The organism is Hymenobacter sp., assembly GCF_031398885.1.
Lineage (GTDB): Bacteria > Bacteroidota > Bacteroidia > Cytophagales > Hymenobacteraceae > Hymenobacter.
Genome location: NZ_JANNOD010000085.1, coordinates 12,881 through 36,315, shown reverse-complemented (window position 1 = coordinate 36,315; position 23,435 = coordinate 12,881). Strand labels below are relative to the sequence as shown.

General features: G+C 65.9%; 16 protein-coding genes. 11 read left to right on the top strand and 5 right to left on the bottom strand.

The window, feature by feature from the left end; translation table 11 throughout:
- Positions 1–203: 203 nt before the first annotated feature.
- Genes RMO51_RS16425 through RMO51_RS16415 form a run of 3 tightly spaced genes read left to right on the top strand, consistent with a single transcriptional unit; the run spans position 204 to position 6,306 of the window.
- The gene (locus RMO51_RS16425; protein WP_310396436.1) at positions 204–3,335 is read left to right on the top strand and encodes a SusC/RagA family TonB-linked outer membrane protein; all 3,132 of its coding nucleotides are present in this window, start codon (positions 204–206) and stop codon (positions 3,333–3,335) included.
- A gap of 41 nt (positions 3,336–3,376) precedes the next feature.
- Positions 3,377–4,945 (top strand): SusD/RagB family nutrient-binding outer membrane lipoprotein, encoded by a 1,569-nt coding sequence (locus RMO51_RS16420; protein ID WP_310396434.1) that lies wholly within the window; start codon positions 3,377–3,379, stop codon positions 4,943–4,945.
- A 38-nt stretch (positions 4,946–4,983) separates the two neighbouring features.
- The gene (locus RMO51_RS16415) at positions 4,984–6,306 is read left to right on the top strand and encodes a hypothetical protein (protein WP_310396432.1); all 1,323 of its coding nucleotides are present in this window, start codon (positions 4,984–4,986) and stop codon (positions 6,304–6,306) included.
- A 198-nt stretch (positions 6,307–6,504) separates the two neighbouring features.
- Here RMO51_RS16415 and RMO51_RS16410 read toward each other — a convergent pair whose 3' ends face one another.
- A complete protein-coding gene (locus RMO51_RS16410) occupies positions 6,505–8,253 on the bottom strand; it encodes a family 10 glycosylhydrolase (RefSeq protein WP_310396430.1) in 1,749 nt (582 codons plus the stop codon).
- Positions 8,254–8,614: 361 nt separating this feature from the next.
- Here RMO51_RS16410 and RMO51_RS16405 point away from each other — a divergent pair, with 361 nt between their 5' ends.
- Entirely contained in the window at positions 8,615–9,010 is a 396-nt protein-coding gene (locus RMO51_RS16405; protein WP_310396429.1) for a hypothetical protein, read from the top strand.
- Between the two features lie 176 nt (positions 9,011–9,186).
- Here RMO51_RS16405 and RMO51_RS16400 read toward each other — a convergent pair whose 3' ends face one another.
- Positions 9,187–9,459: a hypothetical protein gene (locus RMO51_RS16400; RefSeq protein ID WP_310396427.1), complete on the bottom strand. Its 273-nt coding sequence runs from the start codon at positions 9,457–9,459 to the stop codon at positions 9,187–9,189.
- A gap of 140 nt (positions 9,460–9,599) precedes the next feature.
- On the opposite strand from RMO51_RS16400, the gene RMO51_RS16395 reads away from it, so the two are divergent.
- The 4 genes from RMO51_RS16395 to RMO51_RS16380 all read left to right on the top strand — a co-directional run bounded on the left by RMO51_RS16395 (position 9,600) and on the right by RMO51_RS16380 (position 13,141).
- Positions 9,600–10,460 carry a hypothetical protein gene (locus tag RMO51_RS16395; protein ID WP_310396425.1) on the top strand — a complete coding sequence of 287 codons (861 nt, stop codon included), beginning with the start codon at positions 9,600–9,602 and terminating at the stop codon, positions 10,458–10,460.
- A gap of 158 nt (positions 10,461–10,618) precedes the next feature.
- Positions 10,619–11,491 carry a rhomboid family intramembrane serine protease gene (locus RMO51_RS16390; RefSeq protein ID WP_310396424.1) on the top strand — a complete coding sequence of 291 codons (873 nt, stop codon included), beginning with the start codon at positions 10,619–10,621 and terminating at the stop codon, positions 11,489–11,491.
- Positions 11,492–11,696: 205 nt separating this feature from the next.
- A complete protein-coding gene (locus tag RMO51_RS16385; RefSeq protein ID WP_310396423.1) occupies positions 11,697–12,704 on the top strand; it encodes a zinc-binding dehydrogenase in 1,008 nt (335 codons plus the stop codon).
- A gap of 155 nt (positions 12,705–12,859) precedes the next feature.
- Positions 12,860–13,141, top strand: coding sequence for a hypothetical protein (locus tag RMO51_RS16380; protein ID WP_310396422.1), 282 nt, complete (start codon positions 12,860–12,862; stop codon positions 13,139–13,141).
- 141 nt (positions 13,142–13,282) lie between these two features.
- On the opposite strand, the gene RMO51_RS16375 is transcribed toward RMO51_RS16380, so the two are convergent.
- Together RMO51_RS16375 and rfaD are read right to left on the bottom strand one after the other, a co-directional pair.
- Positions 13,283–14,674 (bottom strand): FAD/NAD(P)-binding protein, encoded by a 1,392-nt coding sequence (locus RMO51_RS16375; protein ID WP_310396421.1) that lies wholly within the window; start codon positions 14,672–14,674, stop codon positions 13,283–13,285.
- Positions 14,675–14,820: 146 nt separating this feature from the next.
- On the bottom strand, positions 14,821–15,789 hold the full coding sequence (gene rfaD / locus RMO51_RS16370; protein ID WP_310396420.1) for an ADP-glyceromanno-heptose 6-epimerase: 969 nt from the start codon (positions 15,787–15,789) through the stop codon (positions 14,821–14,823).
- 215 nt (positions 15,790–16,004) lie between these two features.
- Here rfaD and RMO51_RS16365 point away from each other — a divergent pair, with 215 nt between their 5' ends.
- The 3 genes from RMO51_RS16365 (at position 16,005) to RMO51_RS16355 (ending at position 21,959) form a co-directional block, all read left to right on the top strand.
- Positions 16,005–16,421 carry a 6-carboxytetrahydropterin synthase gene (locus RMO51_RS16365; protein ID WP_310396419.1) on the top strand — a complete coding sequence of 139 codons (417 nt, stop codon included), beginning with the start codon at positions 16,005–16,007 and terminating at the stop codon, positions 16,419–16,421.
- A gap of 111 nt (positions 16,422–16,532) precedes the next feature.
- A complete protein-coding gene (gene lpxB / locus RMO51_RS16360; protein ID WP_310396417.1) occupies positions 16,533–17,645 on the top strand; it encodes a lipid-A-disaccharide synthase in 1,113 nt (370 codons plus the stop codon).
- A 576-nt stretch (positions 17,646–18,221) separates the two neighbouring features.
- Positions 18,222–21,959 carry a reprolysin-like metallopeptidase gene (locus RMO51_RS16355; RefSeq protein ID WP_310396415.1) on the top strand — a complete coding sequence of 1,246 codons (3,738 nt, stop codon included), beginning with the start codon at positions 18,222–18,224 and terminating at the stop codon, positions 21,957–21,959.
- 94 nt (positions 21,960–22,053) lie between these two features.
- On the opposite strand, the gene clpX is transcribed toward RMO51_RS16355, so the two are convergent.
- Positions 22,054–23,277: an ATP-dependent Clp protease ATP-binding subunit ClpX gene (gene clpX, locus RMO51_RS16350; RefSeq protein ID WP_310396414.1), complete on the bottom strand. Its 1,224-nt coding sequence runs from the start codon at positions 23,275–23,277 to the stop codon at positions 22,054–22,056.
- Positions 23,278–23,435 lie beyond the last annotated feature (158 nt).

The window sequence follows — 23,435 nt, the reverse complement described above, 5'->3', positions numbered from 1 at the left end:
CCCCTGTGTTGCGCACAAGTGACCGGTCGGCTCTGCGCATCGCTGGTGCACGCACCGCTTCGCCAATGCCAGCAAAGACTTGCGAGGCAGTTTTACAGAATCACTACCCGCCCGGTTGCTGGCTCGCAGCCCGTGGGCCGCGGTCTACGGTTGGCCTAATCCTGAATTTAATCCGTTCGTTTTCCCACCTAACACCGCACCCCATGAAAAAAAACTACTGGCTCCTCCTGCTTCTGCTCGGGGTGCTGCTGGCGCTCCCCGGCCGGGCCCAGACGGCCCGCGCCGTGGCGGGCGTCGTGACCTCGGGCGCTGATCAAACTCCCCTGCCCGGCGTGACGGTGCTCGTCAAAGGCACCACCGCCGGCAGCACCACCGGCGCCGACGGCCGCTACGCCCTGCAGGCCGCGCCGGGTGCGGTGCTGGTCTTCAGCTTCATCGGCTACACCTCCGAAGAGCGCACGGTGGGCGCCGACGGCGCCGTGGACGTGGCGCTGAAGGAGAGCACCGCCGCCCTCGACGAGGTCATCGTTACCTCGTTTGGCATCAAGCAGGAGCGGCGCGAAGTGAACTATGCCGCTCAGCAGGTGAGCGGAGCCGAAATCATCGACACCCGCCAGCCCAACATCGTCAACGCCTTGCAGGGCAAAGTGGCCGGCGTGAGCATCACCAGCTCAGGCGGGGCCCCGGGCGAGGGCGCGAGCATCGTCATCCGGGGCGGCAACTCGCTCGACAGCGACAATCAGCCGCTGTTCGTCATCGACGGCGTGATTATGGACAACTCCTCGTTTGCCGAGTCGACGGTGCCGGGCGGCGGCTCGGGCTTCAACGGTTTGCTAGGCCGCTCGGTGGGTACAGCCAACCGCGCCTCCGACATCAACCCCGAGGACGTGGCCAGCATCACGGTGCTGAAAGGCCCGGCGGCTTCGGCCCTCTACGGCCTGCGGGCCGGCAACGGGGCCGTCATCATCACCACCAAAAAGGGTGGGGCCGGCCGCACGGCCGTCACCTACCGCACCCAGTACTCGGTGGACGAGGTGAACCGCCTGCCCACCCTGCAGGGCGACTACAAGCAGGGCACCAACGGCGTGTTCGACCCCGGGGTGCGTACGGCCTGGGGGCCGCGCTTTGGCGCCGACGAAACGGTGTACGATAACCTGGGCAACGTTTTCCAGACCGGCAAAACCTTTCAGAATTACCTCACCGTTTCGGGCGGCTCGGAAAAAGCCACGTTCTTTTTGTCGGCTTCCAACCTGAACCAAAGCGGCATTGTGCCCCGCAGCGAGTACGAAAAGACGTCGGTGCGGCTCTCGGGCACAGCCCAGGTTTCGCCCAAGCTCAGCGCCTCGGCCTCGGCCAACTACGTCAACTCGGGCGGCGAGCGGCCGTTTCAGGGCCAGGGCCTGTTCGGCAACTCGGCGCAGCCCAGCGGCTTTTTTCTGAGCCTGCTGAACTGGCCGCGCAACGACGACGCCCGGGTATTTGAAAACCCCGACGGCAGCCGCCGCCGTCTGCTCGGCGCCGGTACTCCGGGCAACGACCCCGATAACCCGTACTTCAGCATCAACCGCAACCCCCAGACCGACCGTACCAACCGCCTCATCAGCAATGTTTCGGTGGGCTACACGCCGGCCAAGTGGCTGAATGTAAATTACATCTTAGGCAACGACTTCTACCAGGAGCGCACCCGTTCGGTGCGGGCCGTGGGCACCTCGCAGGTGGGCAACCAAGACGGTGGCTTGGCCGAAACCGTGAACTTTAACCAAGTGGTGAATTCCAATCTGGTGGCCACGCTTTCACATGAGTTCAACAATAACGTGCGCGGCTCACTGCTGCTCGGTAACACGTTGGAGATAAACGAAAACCGCGCCAACGACTTCATCGGTTTGATTTTCTACAACCCCAATTTCGTCAGCCAAAACACCACCGTGAACCGCAATGTGCTGCAGCGGTTTTCCTCGCGGTCCATCATCGGTAACTTTGCCCGGGTCAACCTCGACCTGTTCCGACAGGTGACCTTGGAATTGTCGGGCCGCTACGACCAGTCTTCCACTTTACCGCGCCCCGACGAGAACAAGATTTTTGGCAAGGGCTTCGGCTACGGCTCGGCAGCGCTGGGTTGGGAGTTTTCGCGCACCCTGAACCTGGACGAAAACCCCGTTCTGGGCTACGGCAAGTTACGCCTCTCGGTGGCCCAAGTGGGCAAGGACACGGGCCCCTACCGGGTGGTGTCGCCGCTCACCAACAACATCTTCATCGGTGGCGGCCTGCGCAATGGGTTCTTCGGCTCGAACCCACGGCTGCGGCCCGAGCAAACCCGCAGCTACGAGCTGGGGCTGGACCTGCAGTTCCTCAAAAACCGCCTGCGCCTGGACGGCGCCGTGTACCGCCAAACCACCACCGACCAGCTCATTGCCCCGCGCGTGAGCCAGGCCACGGGCTTCATCCTGCAGTACCTAAACGGCGGTACGGTGGTGAATGAGGGCCTGGAGTTGAGTCTGAGCGGTACGCCCCTGCGCCAGCCCAACGGCCTGACCTGGGACGTGGGCGCCAACTTTTTCACCAACCGCAACCGCGCCGAGCTGCCCGTGGGCCTGACCATCGTGGCCCAGTCCGACGCCTCGGTGACGGACTACGTGCAGGGCGCGGCCTTCCCTGGCCGGCCCATCAGCGGCATCGCCGGCTCCGACCTCAACCGCGCGCCCGACGGGCAGGTTCTCATCGGCGCCGACGGCTACCCCACCGTCAACGGCGCATTCACCTACCTGGGCGACCGGGCCCCCGATTTCACTACCCAGGTAACCAACACCTTCACTTATAAAGGACTGGGGCTAACTTTTTTGTGGGACTTCCGCAAGGGCGGCAAGGTGTATAACGGCAACGCCCAATACGCTACCCGCGTTGGCCAGAGCGAGCGGACTTTGGACCGCTACAAGAACATTGTGATTGACGGCGTGGTGGCCGTGACCGACCCTGCGAACGGCGCCGTGACCTACGTGCCCAACACCCGCGCCGTGGAAGCTACCCAGGTCTACTACCGCGACCTGCTGGGCGCGGCCGGCGGCATGTTTGTCGAAGAGGTGAATTGGGCGCGCCTGCGATACGCCACTCTTAGCTATGGCCTGCCCAAGCAGTGGCTGGGCAACTCGGGCGTGGTAAAGGGCGTGGAGCTGAGCGTGACCGGCCGCAACCTGCTGCTGTTTACCAACTACACCGGCTCGGACCCCGAGGTGGCGGCGGCTGGCTCGGGCGTGCGCGGCGGCGGCTCGGGCGGCTTCGACTACGGCGGCGTGCCCGCCACCCGCGGCGTCGATATGGCGGTGCGGGCCACGTTTTAAGCCCATGTACCCTTCCCACTGACTTTCGATTTTTGACTGATATGAAAAAGCTGCTTTTTCTTTTTGCCCTCGCCCTGGCCGGACCGGCCCTGACGAGCTGCGAGAGTTTCCTGGACAAGAACACGGACCCCAACAGCCCCACTGAAACCACGCCCAATTTTCTGCTGCCCAGCATTATTAGCAACGGGCTGGCCATTCAGTATTTTTCGGAGCAGCGCGTGGCGTTTATTACCCAGAATGTGGCGGCACGCTCAGCCGGCGCGGGCGGGGCCGACCAGTACTTCTTCACCAACGTCTTCAGCACCGCCACTTTTAACAACACGTACTTTCTGGTGGGCAGCAACATCCCGCCCATGATAGCGAAGGCCCAGGAGGAAGGGTCGCCCTACTACGTGGGGGCTGGTAAAATTATGCTGGCCCTGATTCTGGCCCACGCCACCGACATGCTGGGCGATATTCCGTACCGCGAAGCCTTCCTGGGCGAGCGCAACTTTACGCCCGCCTACGACCCGCAGGAGCAGCTCTACGGCGACATTGACCAACTGCTGGACGAGGGCATTGTGGAAATGAGCAAGCCGGCCTCTGAAAACATGCGGCCCCTCTACTCCGTTGTGCCCAGTCCCAACGGCGACATCCTGTACCGGGGCGACGTGCAGAAGTGGGTGCGTCTGGCGTGGTCGCTCAAGGCCCGGCAGCTCCAGCACCTCACCAAGAAGGGCGGCAAGTACGACGCCGCCAAGGTGCTGGAGTACGCCAGCAAAGGATTTCAGAGCTCGGCCGACGACTGCCAGTTGCAATTCCAGGTGGCGGTGGCCCCGCTGGCGGGTACCACTAACTACTACGGCCCCACGCGCAACAACTTCACCACGGCCACCTTCGGCACCAACTTCATCCGGTTCCTGAACGGAGCCACCTTCGCCGGGGTGGTGGACCCGCGCCTGCCGGTGATGGCCACCGCCACCAGCGTGGGCGCCGAGCCCGGCCGGGGCGGCGGGCCGCAGCCCACCACTTCGCCCACCGACTTCTTCAAGTCGTTCTACGCCCGCGAGCTGGGCTATGTGGACGTCGTCACCTACCACGAGCTGCAGTTCATCAAGGCCGAGGCAGCGTTCCTGGCCGGGCAGCGGGGCACAGCGCTCACGGCTTACCGCGAGGGCATCCGGGCGCACATGGCCAAGATTGGCGTGGGCGGCACCACTACCCCACTACTGCCCAACGTGCCCGAGCCGATTCCGGTCATCACCGCGGCCCAAATCACGGCGTATCTGGCCAGCAGCGCCGTAGCCCAGACCGAAGCGGAGCTGGCCTCGGCTGCGGCTCCCAACGTGCCCCGCGCCATCATGCAGCAGAAATACATCGCCATGTTCCTGAACCCAGAGTCGTGGACCGACATGCGGCGGTACGATTTCAGCCTCGACCTCTACCCCAATCTGGTGTTTCCGGCCGGGGCCAACCCCGATGCGGGCGGCCAGTACCCGCGCCGTCTGTTGCCGGCCGCGACTGAGGTGGCGCTCAACAGCTTGCGCGTGCAGGGCCTGACAGGCCAAGACGGCACCGTGAACGGTCTGAGCCCCCGGTTCTTCACCCAAAAAGTGTGGTGGGACCAGTAGCCCCGGCCGCTTCCCCTTCCCTTCATCTCGCAGAAACCATGACGATTCAACGCTACATCCTCCGGGTGATGCCCCTGCTGGCCGTGGCTGGCGGGCTGCTGGCCGGCTGCCAGAAAAACGACGAGCGCCCTTATGGCGTGAGCAGCGACGACCGGTTTCCCACCATTCTGAGCAACCCGCTGGGCACCGCCACCAAGTACGCGACCGGCGAAACCGTACCCGTTGAGCTGCAATTTGCCGGGCAGAGCGCCCCGCTGCAGGAAATTCGCATTTTCCAGCGCATCGAGCCCGCCTCCGACTCCGCGGTGGTGCAAACGCTGCCGGCCAGCCGGGCGGCCTATTCCCGCCTCAAGTTTGCCGATACGCTGGTGGCGAACCTGGTGCTGCCCGTTGCGCCTAATCAGGCACGGGTGCGGTTCTCGGCGGTGCTGGTGAGCACGAATGGGCTCACCAAAACCCGCTCGGTGTCCTTCCGGGTGGCCGAGGCCACGCCCACCGTTCGCGTGGCATCGGTTACCAACGTGACGGCCCCGGCGGCGGCGGCATTGATTCCCGGCGACGTGGTGCGCTACAGCTTGCTGCTAAACGAAAACGGCATCAACCTGTACCCCGAACGGCCGGCCCCGCCGCCAGCGGCCACGGCCGTGCTCTTCAACAACCTCGACAGCCTGGTGACCTACGTGAAAGTGGGCACGGCCGCCGAACGCCGGTTTGCCCGCCAGCGCTTGCCCTCCGCCGGCACCCAAACCGGCGCAGTCACCACCGTCAACTTCGATGCAACGCTGCCCCCTGGCACGCCCGGGCAAACCGTGGTGTTCCGCTTCGAGGCCAAGAGCCGCTACTTGGGCGCGCCCAACGTCCGGGTCAGCTCGGTTACGGCCGCGCCCCTCACGCTGGGCGGCCCCACCGCGCTGGCCGCGGCCCGGCCCGTGACGCTGACTTACACTGGAGCCACGGGCGGCGACCTGGCCGCCTTCGACCTAACGACGTTTGCCACCGTGGCGGCGGCAGGAGCTGCTTCTAGTAAGGATGTGGCCATCACCAGCACCGCTAACAACAGCGTGCGCCTGCAAGCCCTCAACCCAACCACTGGCACGCCGCCCCCCGTGCCAACGCGCTTTGTGCGGGTGGCCACCGGAGGCGCCGCGCTCTACGCCGGCGCCACGCTCAACAGCGTCCGCCAGGCTTACATCACGGCCCCGGCGGCCAACCAGGTTTCCATTCTCGACAACGTGGTGGTGGGCGACGTCATTATCGCCCGGCTGCGCGGCCAGGACCAATACGCCGTGCTCCAAGTCGCCGGCATCAACCGCACGTCGGCCACCGATGTAGCGGTGAGCTTCAACATCAAGGCGCTGTAGAAGCTGGTGGCCCAGCAGCCGCTTCCTTGGATGCAAGTTAAAAGCGGTATGACAAACGGCGTGCTTGTGGTGCAACCGGCGCGAAGCTCCGCTTCGCGCTACGGTGGCCAACGCATTCATCATTCACAAACCTGCCTTCAAAGCAACGGAGCTACTTTTCCATTAGGAGAAGTGGATCTGTTGGTTTTAGTCGAGGTGTTACCCTCCAAACAGCCGCTCAAAAAAGCCGCGCTTCTTGGGCTTCGCTTTTACCTTGACTTTAGTAGATGGCGCCGAGGCCTCGGGGCTGTCGCCAGACCCCGTGGGCCGACCCGCGGAGCGCGGCTGGGGCCGCCCGGGCCTTGGTTGCGCGGCCACTACGGCCGCAGGGGCACCTGCGGGCCGGGCTACGCCCGCCGGCGCCTCGCCCACGGCCAGCTCGGCCGCCTGCTGGCCCAGGGTGACCACGCGCATGGGCCGGCTTTCGTTGTGCAGGCGGTCCACGGCCGTCACGTAATAGGCGTAGGCCTGGCCGGGCACGGCCGTGGTGTCCACGTAGGTGGCGGGGAAGCCCGGCGCGGGCCGGGGCAGGGCCAAGATGCGGCGTGGGTCGTGGGGCGAGCTGGGCTCGTTGGGCCCGAAACGGTAGAGGACGTAGTAGGTGGCCGCGTCGCCATCGGCCGCAGGCGGGCCCGACTGCCAGCTCAGGACGGCCTGGCGGCGGAGGCGGCGCAGGGTGAGGTTGGCCACGGGCTGGGGCGGCACGGCGTCGAGCCAGGGCATGGTGGGCACCAGGGCGGGGTAGCGAAACAGGTCCTGGCGCAGCGAGTCGGTGGTGTGCAGCGGGTTGGCGAGCAGCGACTTGGCCGAGAAGAAGACGCTGCCGCTGGCGTCGTCCGGGTAGGTGCGGTTGAGGCGAATCTGGCGGGGCAGCTCGCGGGGGTTGCGCCAGGCGGTGTCGGAGCGAGTGCTTTCCAGCATGCGGTAGCTGCCCTGCCCGATGTAGAGGTGGCGGTCGAAGTGGTTGCGGGTCCACCACTCCAGCAGCACGGGGTAGGGCACGAGGCGGAAGTTGGTGCTCCAGTACAGCTGCGGCACGATGTAATCAATCCAGCCCTTTTCGAGCCACAGCCGCGAGTCGGCGTACAGGTTCGAGTAGGAGGGCTGCCCGGCGCGGGTGTCGGAGCCCCGCGGGTCGGCCGACTGGTTCATCCACACGCCGAAGGGCGAGATGCCGAACTTCACCCAGCGCTTGGCCAGCCGGATGCTGTCGTGCAGGTCCCGGATGAGGACGTTCACGTTGTGGCGGCGCCAGTCGGCCAGTTGCTCGAAGCCCTCGGGGTTGAAGTCGCGGAAGGCGGCCTCGTCGTGAAACACCTGGCCGGGCATGGGGTAGGGGTAGAAGTAGTCGTCGAAGTGCACCGCGTCGATGTCGTAGCGCCGCACCACGTCTAGAATGACGCGGGTGATGTGGGCGCGCACTTCGGGCAGGCCGGGGTTGTAGAGCAGTTGCCCGCCGTAACGCAGAAACCACTGCGGGTGCTGGCGGTAGGGGTGGTTGGGCGCCAGCCGCCGCGTCACCGAGTCCATGGTCGCCCGGTAGGGGTTGAACCAGGCGTGGAACTCCAGACCCCGCCGGTGGGCCTCGGTGATGAGGAAGGGCAGGGGGTCGTCGCCATCGGCCGGGGCGCGGCCCTGCACGCCAGTCAGCCACTTGCTCCAGGGCTCAAGGCTGGACTTGTAAAATGCGTCCGACGCGGGCCGGATTTGCACGAACACCGCGTTGAGGCCGGCGCGCTGACCGGCGTCGAGCAGGCGGCGGTAGTCGCGGCGGTACTGCTCGGGCGTCGCGCCGCGCTGGGTAGGCCAGTCGATGTTTTCCACGGTGGCAATCCACATGCCGCGCAGCTCGCGCTTGGGCGGCACGGCGCCCGGCTCGGCTTCGGCCCGGGCGCTCCAACTCAGCAAAACAAGAAAAACCAAAACCAGCCCGACACGACAATACTGCAACATGGGCGCAAGTTACCGCGCCGCTAATTCTTCGGCCTTTCTGCGGGGCCGCGGCTACGCCTCCGGGGCGGCACCCATGTGGGCACCGCCCCGGCTTCAATTTCTACGAAAACGCCCTCTCCCGGCCCGTTGTCAAAGACTAAAAGCACTTGGGAGTTAGTTACATTTTCTCCTTCCGCGCGCTGTTTTTCTGACCCCGGCCGTCATCTTAATCTCGCTAGCAATAAAGTTTGTGAAGGCGCCGTTCGTAGCACGTTATTCTCTCGCTGCCTGCTTTTTATCCCAAGTAAGTAATTTCTTCCCCTACTCTTTTTCGCCCATGAAAACCTTTGTTTTCGTTGCCTTACTGATGCTGACGCTCGGCCCCGTCTGTACTGCCACTGCCCAAGTAGTGGCGCCCGCTGCCGGCGAACAAGTAGCCTATCCGGGGGCGGTAGCCATGCCGCGGTCCGTTCCAGACAGTGTGCAGCAAGCAGTCCATAAACTCTTTAAATGGGGCCGGCGAATGAGCATTGTATCGGGCGCGGGCGGCAGCTTCTTGCTGGGGAGTAGCCTGACATATCCTGCCATTGGATTGGGAGCCACTGGCGTTGCGTCAGGAATTCTGGGAATGGTACGCTTCAGCCGGCGGCGGGAACGGCGGATACTTGCCGCGCTGGAACGAGGCCAGCCGTTGCCGCCGTACTTAAACCGGATGCTACTGGTAGCCAGATAACAACCGCCGCAAAGGGCCCTCGGCCACGACCGCTGCCAGAGTTCCAACCCGCCGCCTAAAAGTTCGGGTCTTTTGAGCGGCGGGCTGGGGCCTGACTTCGGAATCTTGAGCTTCCACAGAAGGAACGCCTGGGTTGAGCCCTGGCGAGTCGGGGCTAGCAGCGGCCCCGGCCCGGTTCACGAGCCGGTCAGTTCGGTGTCGGTTTGCGGCTCGTCGGGCCCGCCTTCGAGGCCGTTGGTCTGGCTGGCGTTGCCGTAGTCGCCGCGGATGCCGGCGCCGTCGCCCATGTTTTCCTGGGTGCTGGCAGGCGTGGCGCCGTCCAGGGCGGGGCCGGCTTCGGGGTTGCCGCTGGCGTTCTGGTCGCGGTCGGCGCCTTGGTCGGGGGTTTCGCCGCCGGTGCTGGCGTGGTCGGGGCGGGGGTCGGTGGGCGTTTGCTCGGGGCTGGGCATGGCAATGAGGAATGAAGAATGAGGAATGAGCAAGTTGCCCGCGGGGGTTTACGGCGACCGGGCTTGGCGGTTGAGCCGTAAATTGCGGGGCCGTTGTCAACCTGCTTTCCGCGCTCATCTTTTAGCCGCCACCCGCCCCCGTGTCCGATTCTGCCCCTGATTTCTACCAGCAAAAAACCGACGCCGAGCTGCAGTTTTTCGTCGACCACCCCGAGTATTACCAGCCCGGCCTCATCGAAGCGGCCCGCCGCGAGCTGCGCCGTCGGGGCGTGCTGCCGGCGCCGCCGGCCATTCCCGATGCGCCAATTTTACATGCTCCCACCGGGCCCGCGGCGGCCGAGCCCAAAGCCGGAACCCTACTGCTCGTCGCGGCCGTGGTGCTGACGCTGGGCGGGGGCTTTTTTTACCTGAGCAAGCAGCAAAGCCGGCCGGCGACGGCCAGCCCGGCGGCCACCGAAACCCCGAAGGCGCCGCCCCAGCTCACGGAGGTGGCCACGTCCGTCATCCCGAATTACGACGGGCTGGTAGTGCGCTGCGTGCAACGGCAGGTGCAGCGCATCCCCGCGGCCGAGCGGGCCGCGGCGGCCAAGGCCACTACGCCCATGCACCAGTACCGCGAGCTAACCAAGCGGTTCTGGGCGGCCGAAACTCAGACCGAATACGTAACCCAGCAAGCCCGTTTGGGCAACATCAGTGCGGCGCTGCCGGGCCACGTCGAGGTGGTGCAGGCCACCTGGGGGCAGTGGAACAAAGCCCTGGTGTACGGCTACAAGTTCGGGCCGGCTATGGCCAACCACCTCGGCTTGATGACGCGCGTGGCCCAGCAGCAGCAGGAAGGGCTGGCGGACTTGCTGCTGGTGGCGAGAAACCCCCAGCCGTTCGAAAACGCCAAAACCATCCAACGCGCCGCCGACGTCAACGATTTGCTTTCGGGCCTGCTGCCCAATTCGCCCGTCACCGGCCAGCCGTACCAAACCATCGTACGAAAAATCCAGCTCTAACCGCTGCCTTGCCCGGGCGCCGGGCCGGTTGCCGGCGTAGCCCAGCGCGCCTCGGCCCCAGCAAGCGGTTGCCCCCGGCCGCCCATCGCCCCGCGGGCCAACATCTGGCAAAGTGGCCGGTTGGCCAGGCTGGCGCGCTCCTTGCCGCGCCCGCCCCGATGGAAGCCCCAGTCCCCGACCCCAGCGCCGCGCCCACCAGCCCCACCGCTACCCTGGCCGCGCAGCTCTTTGCCCAAAAGCCCGAAGCCGAGCTGCTGTACCTGGCCCAGAACGCGGCCCGCTACCCGCCGGCCGTGGGCGCCGCCGCCGTGGCCGAGCTGAAGCGCCGGGGCCTGCTGCCCGATACGTCGCGCCCGCCGGCGCCCGCCCCGCCCGCCGCCCAGGAAACCTGGGCCGAGCTGGCGGGCCAATTGCTACGGGGCCTGTTCATTCCCTCGCGCCGCTTCCTGGCCACGCCGCTGCTGCTCGACCTCAACCTGCTGGTGTTCGGCCTGATGGTGGCCAGCGGCGTGTCGGCCTCCGACCCCACCGGCCGCGAGCTGACGAGCTGGGGCTCCAATTTTTCGGGCCTCACCCTGCACGGCCAGCCCTGGCGCCTGCTCACCTGCCTCTTCATTCACGCCGGCCTGTCGCACCTGCTGCTGAACATGTTCTCGCTCTGGCTGCTGGGCCTGCTGGTGGAAGACCGGGTGGGCGCGCGGCGCCTGCTGCTGGTGTACCTGGCCTGCGGCGTGGGCGGCGGCCTGGCCAGCCTGTTCTGGCACGCCGACGGCATCAACTCCGTGGGGGCCAGCGGCGCCATCTTCGGCCTTTACGGTCTGCTGCTGGCGCTGCTGGTTGGCAAAAAGCTGGTGCTCGATAAGTCCGACCGCCGCGCCATGCTGGGGCTGGTGCTCTACCTGGTGCTGAGCAACCTGCTCTCGGGCCTGAGCGGCAACATCGACAACGCTGCCCATCTCGGCGGCCTGCTCACGGGCCTGCTGGTAGCGGGGCCGCTGGCGCTGGTCGGGCTTAAATCAGTGAGCAGTTAGCAGTTAACAATGAGCAATCGAGCAATCGAGCAACGGGCGGTGAACTAGCTGGTGCCTCAGCGCTGTGAACAAGGAGACGGAAGATTCATTATCACTGCTCACTGCCCACTGCTCACTGCTCACTGCTCACTGCTCACTGCTCACTGCTCACTGCTCACTGCTCACTGCTCACTGCTCACTGCTCACTGCTCACTGCTCACTGAAAATGCAAGCTCTGCAACTCGACGCCATTAATCAGCCCATCGCGGTGCGCGACGTGCCCACGCCCACGCCCGCCGCCGGTGAAATCCTGGTCCGGCTCCGCGCCGCCGCCCTTAACCACCGCGACGTTTTCATTCAGCAGGGCAAGTACGCGGGCATCAAGCTGCCCTGCACCCTGGGCTCCGACGGGGCCGGCGAAGTGGCCGCGCACGGCGAAAACGTGCCCGCCGATGCGCCCGCCGTGGGCGCCCGCGTCCTCATCAACCCCGGCCTGCGCTGGGGCGATAACCCGCGCGCCCAGGCCCGCGATTTTGTGGTGCTGGGCATGCCCGACCCCGGCACGTTCGCCGAGTACATCAGCCTGCCGGCCCAGTACATCCGGCCCCTACCCGCGCACCTGAGCTTCGAGCAGGGCGCCGCGCTGCCCCTGGCCGGCCTCACCGCCTACCGGGCGGCCTTCACCCGCGCGCAGGTGCAGCCTGGCGAGCGGGTGCTGGTGACCGGTGTGGGCGGCGGCGTGGCCCTGCTGGCCGCGCAGCTCTGCGCCGCCCGCGGGGCCGAGGTGTGGGTGACGTCCAGCTCCGACGAGAAGCTGGCCCGCGCCCAGCAGCTGGGGGCCCGGGGCGGCATCAGCTACCACGCCGAAAACTGGGTAAAAACCCTCGTGCAACAAGCCGGCGGGACGTTCGACGTCATCATCGACAGCGCGGGCGGGGCGGCCTTCGGCCCGCTGCTGGACGCCGCCGCGCCCGGGGGCCGCATTGTCTTTTTCGGCGGCACGCTGGGCAACATCCCCGACGTGCCGCCCGCCAAAGTCTTCTGGAAGCAGCTCAGCATTCTGGGCTCCACGATGGGCACCGGGCAGGACTTCGAGGACATGCTGGCCCTGGTCACCGAAAAAGGCATTGTGCCGGGGGTCGACAAGGTGTTTCCGCTAGCCGAAGGCGAAGCCGCCCTGCGCCACCTGGCAGCGGGCGCGCAGTTTGGCAAAGTCGTGCTGAAAATTGGCTGAATGAGCGCGTAAAAGGGCATCGAAAACCTGCCAAACTGGTCTTGGTTTTTGGCGGCTGAAATGATGGTCAATAATGCGTAATAAGGAATGAAAGACAGGTTTTTGGGGTTAGTAATGCAAGCCGTAACTCTTCTCAAAATCAGCCCGTTTTCGCCATGAAATCCGCCGCCGAATACCTCGCTCCCCACGTGTTTGAAGCCCGCCGTCCGCGCCGCGAACTGCAGCCCGTGGTGGCCTACCCCGCCGCGGTGCAAGCCATCGAGCAGGCCCTGGCCGACGCCGAGAAATACAAGTACCTGCTGATGCGCGCCCTGCGCCGCCACGCCGACGAAGCCGCGCCCGCCCGCCCGATGACGGCCGCCAGCCGCTCGTTCTTCGCCGAGAGCGAAACGCCGGTGCTGCCCCTGTACCCGGCCGCCGAACGCGCCGCCGCCTAAGCCGCCGTAGCCACAGTTCTCAATGCAAAAGGCCCGGCCCCCGATTTGTGGGGCCGGGCCTTTTTGTGGTCGCATCCGAGAATGCTTGTGGGGCGCGGGGGCCAGCCCCGCACCCCACTGCGCGACAAGTGTAGCTCCTGCTTAGTCCCCAAACCGCCGGGCCAACTCCGCGGCCAGGGCGGCGGCCTGCTGCCGCAGCTCCGGCACGGCCGTCGACTCAAAATAGGCCGGCCGCCGGCTGGGCCCGAGCGTGAACAATGTGTCTGATACGATGCCGTCGGCCCCGCGCAGGGCGCCGTGGGCGTCGGTGAGCAGGCCCAGCCGGAGCGAATCGGGCGTGAGGTGGCCGGCGTCGCGCAGGCTCATCACCAGCGGGTCGGTAATGCGGTGGTAGTCGAGCAACGGGCCGGTGCAGGCCACCACGTGCTGGGCCACCAGCCAGTTGCCTTCGGCGCCGTGGGGCCGCACGCGCACGCGCAAGTCGTGGCCGGCGGGCTCAATCTCGCGCACCGTGCCCACTCGCAGCTGCACCATGCCGGCGGCGGTCAGCGCATCCACGGCCTCGGCATTTTCGGGGGGGCTGCGGTGCCGGGTCACGGCCCACAGGCCCGCCAGGTGGCGCAGGAAGCGGCGCTGTTCGGCCAGCGGCCAGGCGGCCCAAATCTGGCCCAGGTTCGGGCGGAGCGAATCTAGCACGGGCCGCCAGTTGATGCCTTGCGCGGCGGCCGCGCGCAGGTGTTTTCGAAAGATGGCCAGCACGCCCGCCACGGTGGTTTCGGTGGCCAGCTCGGGGTAGAAGTTGGGGTAGGTGGCCGCGGCCGGGCCGTGGGCGGCGGGCCAGCGGCCGTGGCGGGCCACCACGGTCACGGGGGCGCGGTGGCCGTCCTGGCGCAGGGCCAGCAGCACGTCCACGGCCGTGAGGCCCGAGCCGATGAGCACCACGGCCTCGTCGGGGCCGATGCGGCGCAGGTTGCCGGCGGCCCAGGGGTCGGCGTGGTAGCCGGGGTGGTGCAGGTAGCGGTGGTCGGGCCCGGCCGGGGGCGGGGGCGGAAAGTTGCCCAGGGCCAGCACCACGCAGTCGCTCACCAGGGTGGTGCCGTCGGCCAGCAGCACGGTCCGCTGGCCGTCCGGGCGGAGGGGAGCCACCACGGCGGTGGTCTGGTGGCAGCACAAATGGCCGGGCCCGGTCGCGGCGGCCCGGGCGGCGGCCAGCTCCTCATGCAGGTAGTGGCCGTAGCTGGCGCGGGGCGCAAACTCGGGCACCCCGGCCGCGTACTCGGGCTGCCGGGCGAGCCAGGCGGTGAAGTGGCCGGGCGCTTCGGCGTAGAGGCTCAGGGCGCCGGGGCGCACGTTGAGCAGGTATTCGGGCCGGCGGGCGGTGTAGGCCAGGCCCGGGCCGGGGTACTTGCGCGGCTCAATGAGGTGAATTTCGGCGTGGGCCAGGGCCGCTTGCCGCCGCAGCTGCAGCACCAGTGCCGTGCCCGCGAAGCCGCCGCCCACAACGGTAATGACGGGACGGGCGGGTGGGTTCACGGCGGAAAGGTGGGTGGGAGAAAGCAAGAGAAGCGGACCGCGCGCGTGAAGAACCGAAGTTGGGCAATTGCGGCAGAAAAGACCCAACCGGTGACGGGGCGGATGGTTTTGGGCCGCCCCGACTTCCGCAAGCTAGCTGTTTTGGCCTACAGATAGCGCCCCGGCACCAGGTAATTCTGCACGTAGTCGGCAATGCCGTCCTCCAGCCGGGTGAAGGGCCGGGCGTAGCCGATGCCTTGCAGCTTGCGCATGTTGGCCTCGGTGAAGTACTGGTACTTGTCGCGAATGTCCGCCGGCGTGTCCTTAAAATGAATGTCGGCCGTCCGGCCCAGGGCCTGGAACGTGTTCAGGGCCAGGTCCAGGAAGGTGCGGGCCTGGCCGCTGCCGAGGTTGTAAATGCCCGAATCTTTCCGGTGGTGCAGCAGGAAGTAGCACACGTCCACCACGTCTTTCACGTACACGAAGTCGCGCATTTGCCCGCCGTCGGTGTAGTCGGGATTATGTGATTTGAACAGCGTCATCGAGCCCGTCTGCTGAATCTGGGTGAAGGCGTGGAGTATCACCGAGGCCATGCGGCCCTTGTGGTACTCGTTGGGCCCGTACACGTTGAAGAATTTCAGCCCGGCCCAGAAATACGGCTTTTCCGCCTGCGCCAAAGCCCAGTTGTCGAAGTCGTTCTTGGATTCGCCGTAGGGGTTGAGCGGGCGGTAGAGCGGGAACAGGGCTTCGTCGGTGTCGGTGTAGCCCAGGGTGCCGTCGCCGTAAGTGGCGGCCGAAGAGGCGTAGACCAGCGGCAGGTTGTGCTGCACGCAGGCCTGCCACAGCTGCTTGGAGTAGTTCAGGTTGAGCAGGTCGAACACGGCCGGGTCCATCTCGGCGGTGTCGGTGCGGGCGCCCAGGTGAAACACGAACTCCACCTGCTCATGGTTCTCCGCGAGCCACTCAAAAAACGTTTCCCGGTCCACGTACTCGCGCAGCTTTTTGCCTTCGATGTTGGGCAGCTTTTTCGCAACCGAAAAATTATCCACCGCGACCACGTCGTTGAAATTGGCGGCGTTGAGGCGGGAAACTAGGCAGCTGGCAATGAAGCCGGCCGCGCCGGTGACTACTATCATACTGAGCGGGGCTGGGCGGGTTTGGGGAGGGCGCAAAGGTAAACCGACGCGCCGGGCCGCTGGCCCGCGGGCTTGGTCGCGGCCCCGGCCGGGGTGCCCTGCTGCGTATATTTGCGGCGGAAAGCCACTTGGTTGTCAGTTGCTCGTTGTCAGTTGTCAGGGCTTGAACGAGCCGCTTTGTGCTGACAACGAATAACTAACAACTGACAACTACAATGATTTACGTTAGCCGCCAGGAACATTTCAACGCCGCCCACAAGCTGCACAACCCCCAGTGGAGCGAGGAGCGCAACCGCGCGGTGTTCGGCCCCTGCGCCAACGTGAACTGGCACGGCCACAACTACGACCTCATCGTGACCGTGAAAGGCCAGCCCGACCCCGAAACCGGCTTCGTAGTGGACCTGAAGGCCCTTTCCGACCTGCTCCGCGAGCACATCACCGATCAGGTCGACCACAAAAACCTCAACCTCGACGTGCCCTTCCTGGCCGGCCAAATGGCCAGCACCGAAAACCTGGCCGTGGCCTTCTGGCAAATCCTGGCGCGGGAACTGCCGGCCATCACCCAAGCGCAGCTGCACTGCGTAAAACTCTACGAGACGCCCCGCAATTTTGTGGAATACTACGGCGGTTGAACAATTAAAAATTATCAATTAAAAATTAAAAAGGTGGCCGTCCGACGCAGCATTTGCGCGCTTGCCACCGGCGAAATTTTTAATTTTTAATTCTCAATTTTTAATTAAAGAATGAAGTACTACCTAATTGCCGGCGAGCGGTCGGGCGACTTTCACGCGGCCAACCTCATGCGCGAACTGCGCGGGCAGGACGCCGCCGCGCAGTTTCGCTGCTGGGGCGGCGACCAGATGCAGGCCCAGGGCGGCGAGCTGGTGCGCCACTACCAGGACCTGGCCATCATGGGCTTTGTGGAGGCGGCCACCAGCGTGCTCAAGTTTCGCGGGTACCTGAAGCAGTGCGAGCAGGACTTGCTGGCCCACCGGCCCGACGTGCTGATTCTGGTGGACTACGCCGGCTTCAACCTGCGCATGGCCAAGATTGCCAAGGCGCACAGCATCAAAGTTTTCTACTACATATCGCCCAAAATTTGGGCCTGGAACCAGGGCCGCGTCGAGCAGGTGAAGGAGCGGGTCGACCGCATGTTCGTCATCCTGCCCTTTGAGGAAGAATTCTACCAGCGGTTCGGCTACCCCGTCGACTACGCGGGCAACCCAACCGCCGACGCGGTGGCCGAATTCCAGCCCACGGCCGACTTTTTCGAGCGCAACCGCCTCGACGCCGACAAGCCCATCATCGCCGTGCTGCCGGGCTCGCGCAAGCAGGAAATCGAGGAAATGCTGCACGAGATGATTGCCATTCTGCCGGGCTTCCAGGAGTACCAGTTCGTGGTGGCCGGCGTCACCAACCTCGACCCCAACTACTACCGGCATTTCCACCGCAACGGCATCCGGTTCGTGTTCGACCAGACCTTCGACCTGCTCAGCCACGCCCGGGCCGCCTTGGTTACCAGCGGCACGGCCACGCTCGAAACCGCCTTGTTCGACGTGCCCCAGATTGTGTGCTACCGCACCAGCGCCCTGAGCTACGCCATCGGCAAGATGGTCATCAAGGTGCCCTACATTTCCCTGGTCAACCTCATTGCGGGCCGGGCCGTGGTGCGGGAATTGATTCAGGGCGACTTCAACGCCCGCAACCTGCTCGACGAGCTCCGCACCCTGCTCACCGACGCCGACTACATGGCCCGCATGAAGGCCGGCTACGCCGAGCTGCGCGACAAGCTGGGCCGCCACCACGCCGCCAAGAAAACCGCTGAGCTGATGGTGCAGTACCTGCGGGCCGGGTGAAACCGGCCTGGTCCGCCGGGTCGCAGCAGTGCCGGCAAAGCCGTTCGGTCGCCGCCCCAGGGCAGTCATTGCCGATGGTGACGAGTTGAGGCTCCGATGCCTGGCATCGGAGCCGCTTTGGGTTGAGCCCCGCGGGAAAGTGCGGGAGCAGCAGTGTTTACAACCGTGCTCACCTATTAGCCAACGAGTTGAAAGCTGAAGGAAAGAGTTACAGCCGTTATCAGGTTCGTGTACTGGTCGTCCGGCTCCCCTCTCCGCGGGCTTCGCGCTTCAAGCGAACCGGGGCCCGCCCCGCCGGGGTCTCGTGAGGTTTCCCGACCGCGCCACGTACACGAACCTGAGAGTTGCTCTAGGATTCCGTCACCGGCATTTTAACGCTTTCCTTTCAACCGAACGCGGCTGGTTCCGGGTTCGCGGCGTATGCTCCATGGCAATGGAGCGGTTTAGCACTTTGAAAAATTCATTCGGCATGATGCGCTGGCAAATAACCAAACTGCTTTGGCAAGCCTCTTCGCCGCCCGGGGGGCCTGGGTTTTTTCCTTAGATTTACCGCTTGGTCCCCAACCCCCTTTCTAGATGAAAAAACCTTACAAGCGCCGACTGGCTACTCCACGGCCGGCTCCCACCGCCACGCCCCGAACCAACTTGAATCGCGCCGGTGCTTTCCTGGTCCTGCTGCTGAGCCTGGCGCTGGGCGCGCGGGCCCAGCCGCGGCCCGCCGCCAACTTCTTCCGGGCCGATGGCGCGGCCCGGGCCGCGGTGCCGGCCGCCACCTGGGCCGCGGTGCCCAGTGCCCAGGCCCTCACCCTCGACCTGGCCGGGCTCACGGCGGCCCTGGCCACCGCGCCGCTCGAAACCCGGGCCGGGGCCGCGCCGCTGGTGCTGGTGCTGCCCCTGCCCAACGGGCGCAGCGCCCGCTTCGCCGTGCGCGAAGCCCCCATCATGGCGCCCGCCCTGGCCGCGCGCTTCCCTCTGATTAGAACCTACGCCGGCGTGGGGTTCGACGATGCCACGGCGTCGGTGCGGCTCGACGTGTCGCCGCGGGGCTTTCACGCGCAGGTGCTGGCGGGCGCGGGCGCGAGCTTCTACATCGACCCGGCGAGCCCAACCGATGCCCGGCACTGCCTCAGCTTCTACAAAAAAGACATGAACCGGGCGGTGGCCGCGGCCCGCGGCACCTGTGGCTTTGCGCCCGATGCCGCCGCGCTGCAAGCGGCCACCCAACGCCGGCTGGCGCGGGCAGCGGGCGGCGCGGCCGTGGCCGTTTCGAGCGGCCCCATTTTGAAAACCTACCGGCTGGCCCTGGCCTGCACCCCCGAGTACGCCCTGGTCAAGGGCAACACCGTGGCGAGCGTGCTGGCCGGTGAAGTGGCCACCGTGAACCGCGTGGTGGGCGTGTACGAGAGGGAACTGGCCGTGCGCCTGGTGCTGGTGCCCAACAACGACCAGCTGGTTTTCCTGAGCGGCACCGGCCCGCAGCCGCTGCCGGCCTACACCAACGACGACGGCGGCGAAATGCTGGGCCAGAACCAGACCAACGTGGACCGCGTCATCGGCTTGGCCAACTACGACATCGGCCACGTGTTCAGCACGGGTGGCGGCGGGGTGGCGCTGTTGGGCTCGGTGTGCACCGCCAGCAAAGCGGGCGGGGTGACCGGCCAGCCCAACCCCGTGGGTGACGCGTTCGACATCGACTTCGTGGCCCACGAGATGGGGCACCAGTTCGGGGGTAACCACCCCTTCAACGGCAACGGCGGCAGTTGCGCCGGCGGCAACCGCAACCCCATCACGGCCTGGGAGCCGGGCTCGGGCACGACCATCATGGCCTACGCCGGCATCTGTGGCAGCGCCAACGACTTGCAGCCCAATTCCGACGCGACTTTTCACACCGGCACCTTCGAGGAGATGCGCATTTTCATTGAGGGCACTACTTGCGGCACCGATCAGGCGACCGGCAACACTGCCCCCGTGGTAACGGCCCCAGCCAGTGGCAGAACCCTGCCCGTCGGCACGCCCTTCCGGCTGACGGCCACGGCCACCGATGCCGAGAACGACGCCCTGACCTATTCTTGGGAAGAGCTGGACCTCGGGCCCACCGGTCCGCCCACGGCCGCCCAGGTGCCGGGCCGGAGCGTGCCGCTGTTTCGCTCGTTCAACCCCACGGCCAACAGCACCCGCACCTTCCCGCGGCTGGCGGACCTGGTGGCCAATACCACGGTCATCGGCGAGCGGCTGCCCACCGTCACGCGCGGGCTGCGGTTTCGGTGCACGGCCCGCGACGAGCACCCCGGCCCGGCCGGCATGGTTGGCGGCGTGAACTACAGCTCCCTCGTGACCCTGGACGTGCGCAGCACCGCCGGTCCCTTTCTCGTGACGGCCCCCAACACGGCCGTGACCTGGACCGGCGGCGCGGCCCAAACCGTGGCCTGGGACGTGGCCGGCACCGCCAACGCCCCGGTCAGCTGCGCCCTCGTGAACCTGCGCCTGAGCCTCGACGGCGGCCTGACTTACCCCACGCTGCTGGCCGCCAACGAGCCCAACGACGGCTCGGCCGTGGTGACGGCCCCCAGCCTGGCCGCCGTCACCACGGCCCGGGTGATGGTAGAGGCCGCCGACAACTACTTCTTCGACATCTCGGATGCCAACTTCACCATTGCCCCGCCCACGGGGGCGCCGGTCATCACCAGCTTCACGCCCACCGGCGGCCTGGCGGGCACGGTGGTGACCGTGCGGGGCGGCAATTTTACCGGGGCCACCGCCGTGAGATTCAACGGCGCGACCGCCGCGGGGTTCACCGTGAACTCGGCCACGCAGCTTACCGCCACCGTGGCGGCGGGCACCACCACCGGGCTCATCACCGTCACCACGCCGGCCGGCACGGCTACTTCGGCCGCGCCGTTCGTGGTGGGGGCCCCGCCGGTCATCACCAGCTTCGCGCCGGCTACCGGGGGCGCGGGGGCGAGCGTTGTCATCACGGGCACGGATTTCACCGGGGCCACGCAGGTGACGTTTAGCAACACGGTGGCGCCCGCGTTCGTCGTGAATTCGGCCACCCAGATTACGGTGACCGTGCCCGTCGGCGCCACCACCGGCCCCCTGGCCGTGACCACGCCCGTGAGCACGGGCGTTTCGGCGACCAGCTTCGTGGTGATTCCGCCGCCGTTCGTCACCGCGTTCACGCCCACTGCCGGCGCGGCGGGCACCGTGGTGGTGCTGACGGGGGATTTCTTCACCGGGGCCACGCAGGTGGCCTTCAACGGCACGGCGGCGCCGGTCTTCGCCGTGAACTCGGCCACCCAGATTACGGTGACCGTGCCGGCGGGCGCGACCAGCGGCCTGATTGCCGTGACGGCACTGGGCGGGGTCGGCACTTCCCTTGTTCCCTTCACGGTGCCGCCGCCCAACGACCAGTGCGCCGCCGCCATTGCCTTGGCCTGCGGCCAGACGGTGACTGGTTCCACCGAAGATGCCACCGCCGTTGGTGACCCCTTCGGCTCCTGCAACACCAGCGTGGACGGGGGCGGGGTTTTCTACGCCATCACCGGCACCGGCACCAACATCACCGTGTCGACCTGCAACTCCGGCACCAACTTCGACACCAAGCTCTTCGTGTACTCGGGAGCCTGCGGCACTTACACCTGCGTGCGTGGCAACGACGACGTGAGCTGCAGCGCCAACTCAACGTCTTCCGCGGTCACGTTCAGCTCGGTGGCCGGCACGGTCTACCGCATTTTTGTCAGCGGCTTCGAGGGCGAAACCGGCTCCTTTGCGCTGAGCGCCACTTGCGCTCCGCCGGCCCCCGTCGTGGCCAGCCTGAGCCCCGCCAGCGGGGCCGCGGGCACCTTGGTAACGCTCACGGGCACCGACTTCACGGGCGCCACGGCGCTGGCTTTGAACGGCGTGGCCGTCCCCGGCTTCACGGTGGTCAACGCCACCACCATCACCTTCACCGTGCCCGGGGGCGCCACTACTGGCAACGTGGTGGTGACCACCAGCGGGGGCGCCAGCCCGGCGGCGGCCGGCAACCTCTTCACGGTGCTGGTCGTCACGGCCACGGCCGCCGCCAACCGCAGCGAGTTCAGCGTGTGGCCCAACCCCGTGGCGGGCAAGGGCCTCCTGCGCGTGACGCTGGCCACGCCCGCCGCCCAGGCCAATCTTGCGCTGCGCAACGTGCTGGGCCAGTTAGTGAGCACCCGCGCTTTCCGGGGCAGCACCACGGAACTGTCCACGGCGGGCCTGGCCACCGGTACCTACCTGCTCAGCGTGCAGGTAGCCGGCCGCGCGCCGAGCGTGCAGCGCGTGGTGGTGGAGTGATGACAATTAATAATTAGCAATTAAGAATTAAAAATGCCCGCCTGGTGATTCAGACGGGCATTTTTAATTCTTAATTGCTAATTATTAATTTCCTTTAAGCCGCCCGCATGTGGCGCAGGGGCGACTTCTCGAACTTGCTGCGGCAGTAGCTCAGGTTGATGAGCAGCGCGTCGGAGCCTTCTTCGGAGGGCATCTCGAACATGGCGTCGGTCATGATGCTTTCGCAGATGGAGCGCAGGCCGCGGGCGCCGAGGCGGTACTCGTCGGCTTTCTCCACGATGTATTCGAGGGCGTCTTCGGTGAAGTCGAGCTCGATGCTTTCCATGTTGAACAGGCGCTTGTACTGGCGCACGAGCGAGTTCTTGGGCTCGGTCAGAATCAGGCGCAGGGTGGTGCGGTCAAGCGGGTTAAGGTGGGTGAGCACCGGCAGGCGGCCAATTAGCTCGGGGATGAGGCCGAACTTTTTGATGTCCTGGGCCGACACGTAGCGCAGGAAGTTCTCGGTATCCACCTGCTCGTCGAGGTTGGTTTTGGCGAAGCCCATGGGCTTGGTGTTCAGCCGGCTCTTGATGATGCGGTCCAGCCCCGAAAAGGCGCCGCCGCAGATGAAGAGGATGTTCTCGGTGTTCACCGAAATCATTTTCTGCTCGGGGTGCTTGCGGCCCCCTTGCGGCGGCACGTTGATGGCCGTGCCCTCCAGCAGCTTGAGCAGGGCCTGCTGCACGCCCTCGCCGCTCACGTCGCGGGTGATGCTGGGGTTGTCGCTCTTGCGGGCAATCTTGTCGATTTCGTCGATGTAGACGATGCCGCGCTCGGCGGCTTCGAGGTTGTAGTCGGCCGCTTGCAGCAGGCGGGTGAGGATGCTTTCCACGTCTTCGCCCACGTAGCCGGCCTCGGTGAGCACGGTGGCGTCGGCGATGCAGAAGGGCACCTGCAGGATTTTGGCCAGCATCCGGGCCAGGAAGGTTTTGCCGGTGCCGGTTTCACCCACCATGATGATGTTGGACTTCTCAATCTGCACCTCGTCGTCCTGGGGCTTCTGCATCAGGCGCTTGTAGTGGTTGTACACGGCCACGGCCATCACGCGCTTGGCCTCGTCCTGGCCCACCACGTACTGGTCGAGGTGCTCCTTGATGGCCTTGGGCTTGATGAGGTTGAACTTGGGCTGCTTGCCGGCGTCGAGGGCTTTGGCCTCCTCGTTGAGGATGTGCTGGGCCTGGCCCACGCATTTCTCGCAGATGTGGGCATTGATGCCCGATATCATGACGGCAACTTCGCGCTTGCTCTTGTTGCAAAAGGAACAGGATATTTCGGCCACGGAAAGAGGAATAGAATGGGGTGGGAGGGGGTAGCTTCGGAGCAAGCGGGGCCAAAGGTACAACAAGCTCAACGTCTGGGGCCGAAAAAATGGTGCCCCCGCCCGGGAGCCGCAATACTGCAATTAACGGATATTGCGTAGTTTTAAAAATTGGTGCG

Bases quoted from the DNA above. Each gene is read 5' to 3' on its own strand.
- RMO51_RS16420 (WP_310396434.1), top strand. From the start codon at position 3,377: ATGAAAAAGCTGCTTTTTCTTTTTGCCCTCGCCCTGGCCGGACCGGCC.
- lpxB (WP_310396417.1), top strand. From the start codon at position 16,533: ATGAAGTACTACCTAATTGCCGGCGAGCGGTCGGGCGACTTTCACGCG.
- RMO51_RS16425 (WP_310396436.1), top strand. From the start codon at position 204: ATGAAAAAAAACTACTGGCTCCTCCTGCTTCTGCTCGGGGTGCTGCTG.
- RMO51_RS16400 (WP_310396427.1), bottom strand. From the start codon at position 9,459: ATGCCCAGCCCCGAGCAAACGCCCACCGACCCCCGCCCCGACCACGCC.
- rfaD (WP_310396420.1), bottom strand. From the start codon at position 15,789: ATGATAGTAGTCACCGGCGCGGCCGGCTTCATTGCCAGCTGCCTAGTT.
- RMO51_RS16385 (WP_310396423.1), top strand. From the start codon at position 11,697: ATGCAAGCTCTGCAACTCGACGCCATTAATCAGCCCATCGCGGTGCGC.
- RMO51_RS16415 (WP_310396432.1), top strand. From the start codon at position 4,984: ATGACGATTCAACGCTACATCCTCCGGGTGATGCCCCTGCTGGCCGTG.
- RMO51_RS16380 (WP_310396422.1), top strand. From the start codon at position 12,860: ATGAAATCCGCCGCCGAATACCTCGCTCCCCACGTGTTTGAAGCCCGC.
- RMO51_RS16405 (WP_310396429.1), top strand. From the start codon at position 8,615: ATGAAAACCTTTGTTTTCGTTGCCTTACTGATGCTGACGCTCGGCCCC.
- RMO51_RS16355 (WP_310396415.1), top strand. From the start codon at position 18,222: ATGAAAAAACCTTACAAGCGCCGACTGGCTACTCCACGGCCGGCTCCC.
- RMO51_RS16390 (WP_310396424.1), top strand. From the start codon at position 10,619: ATGGAAGCCCCAGTCCCCGACCCCAGCGCCGCGCCCACCAGCCCCACC.
- RMO51_RS16365 (WP_310396419.1), top strand. From the start codon at position 16,005: ATGATTTACGTTAGCCGCCAGGAACATTTCAACGCCGCCCACAAGCTG.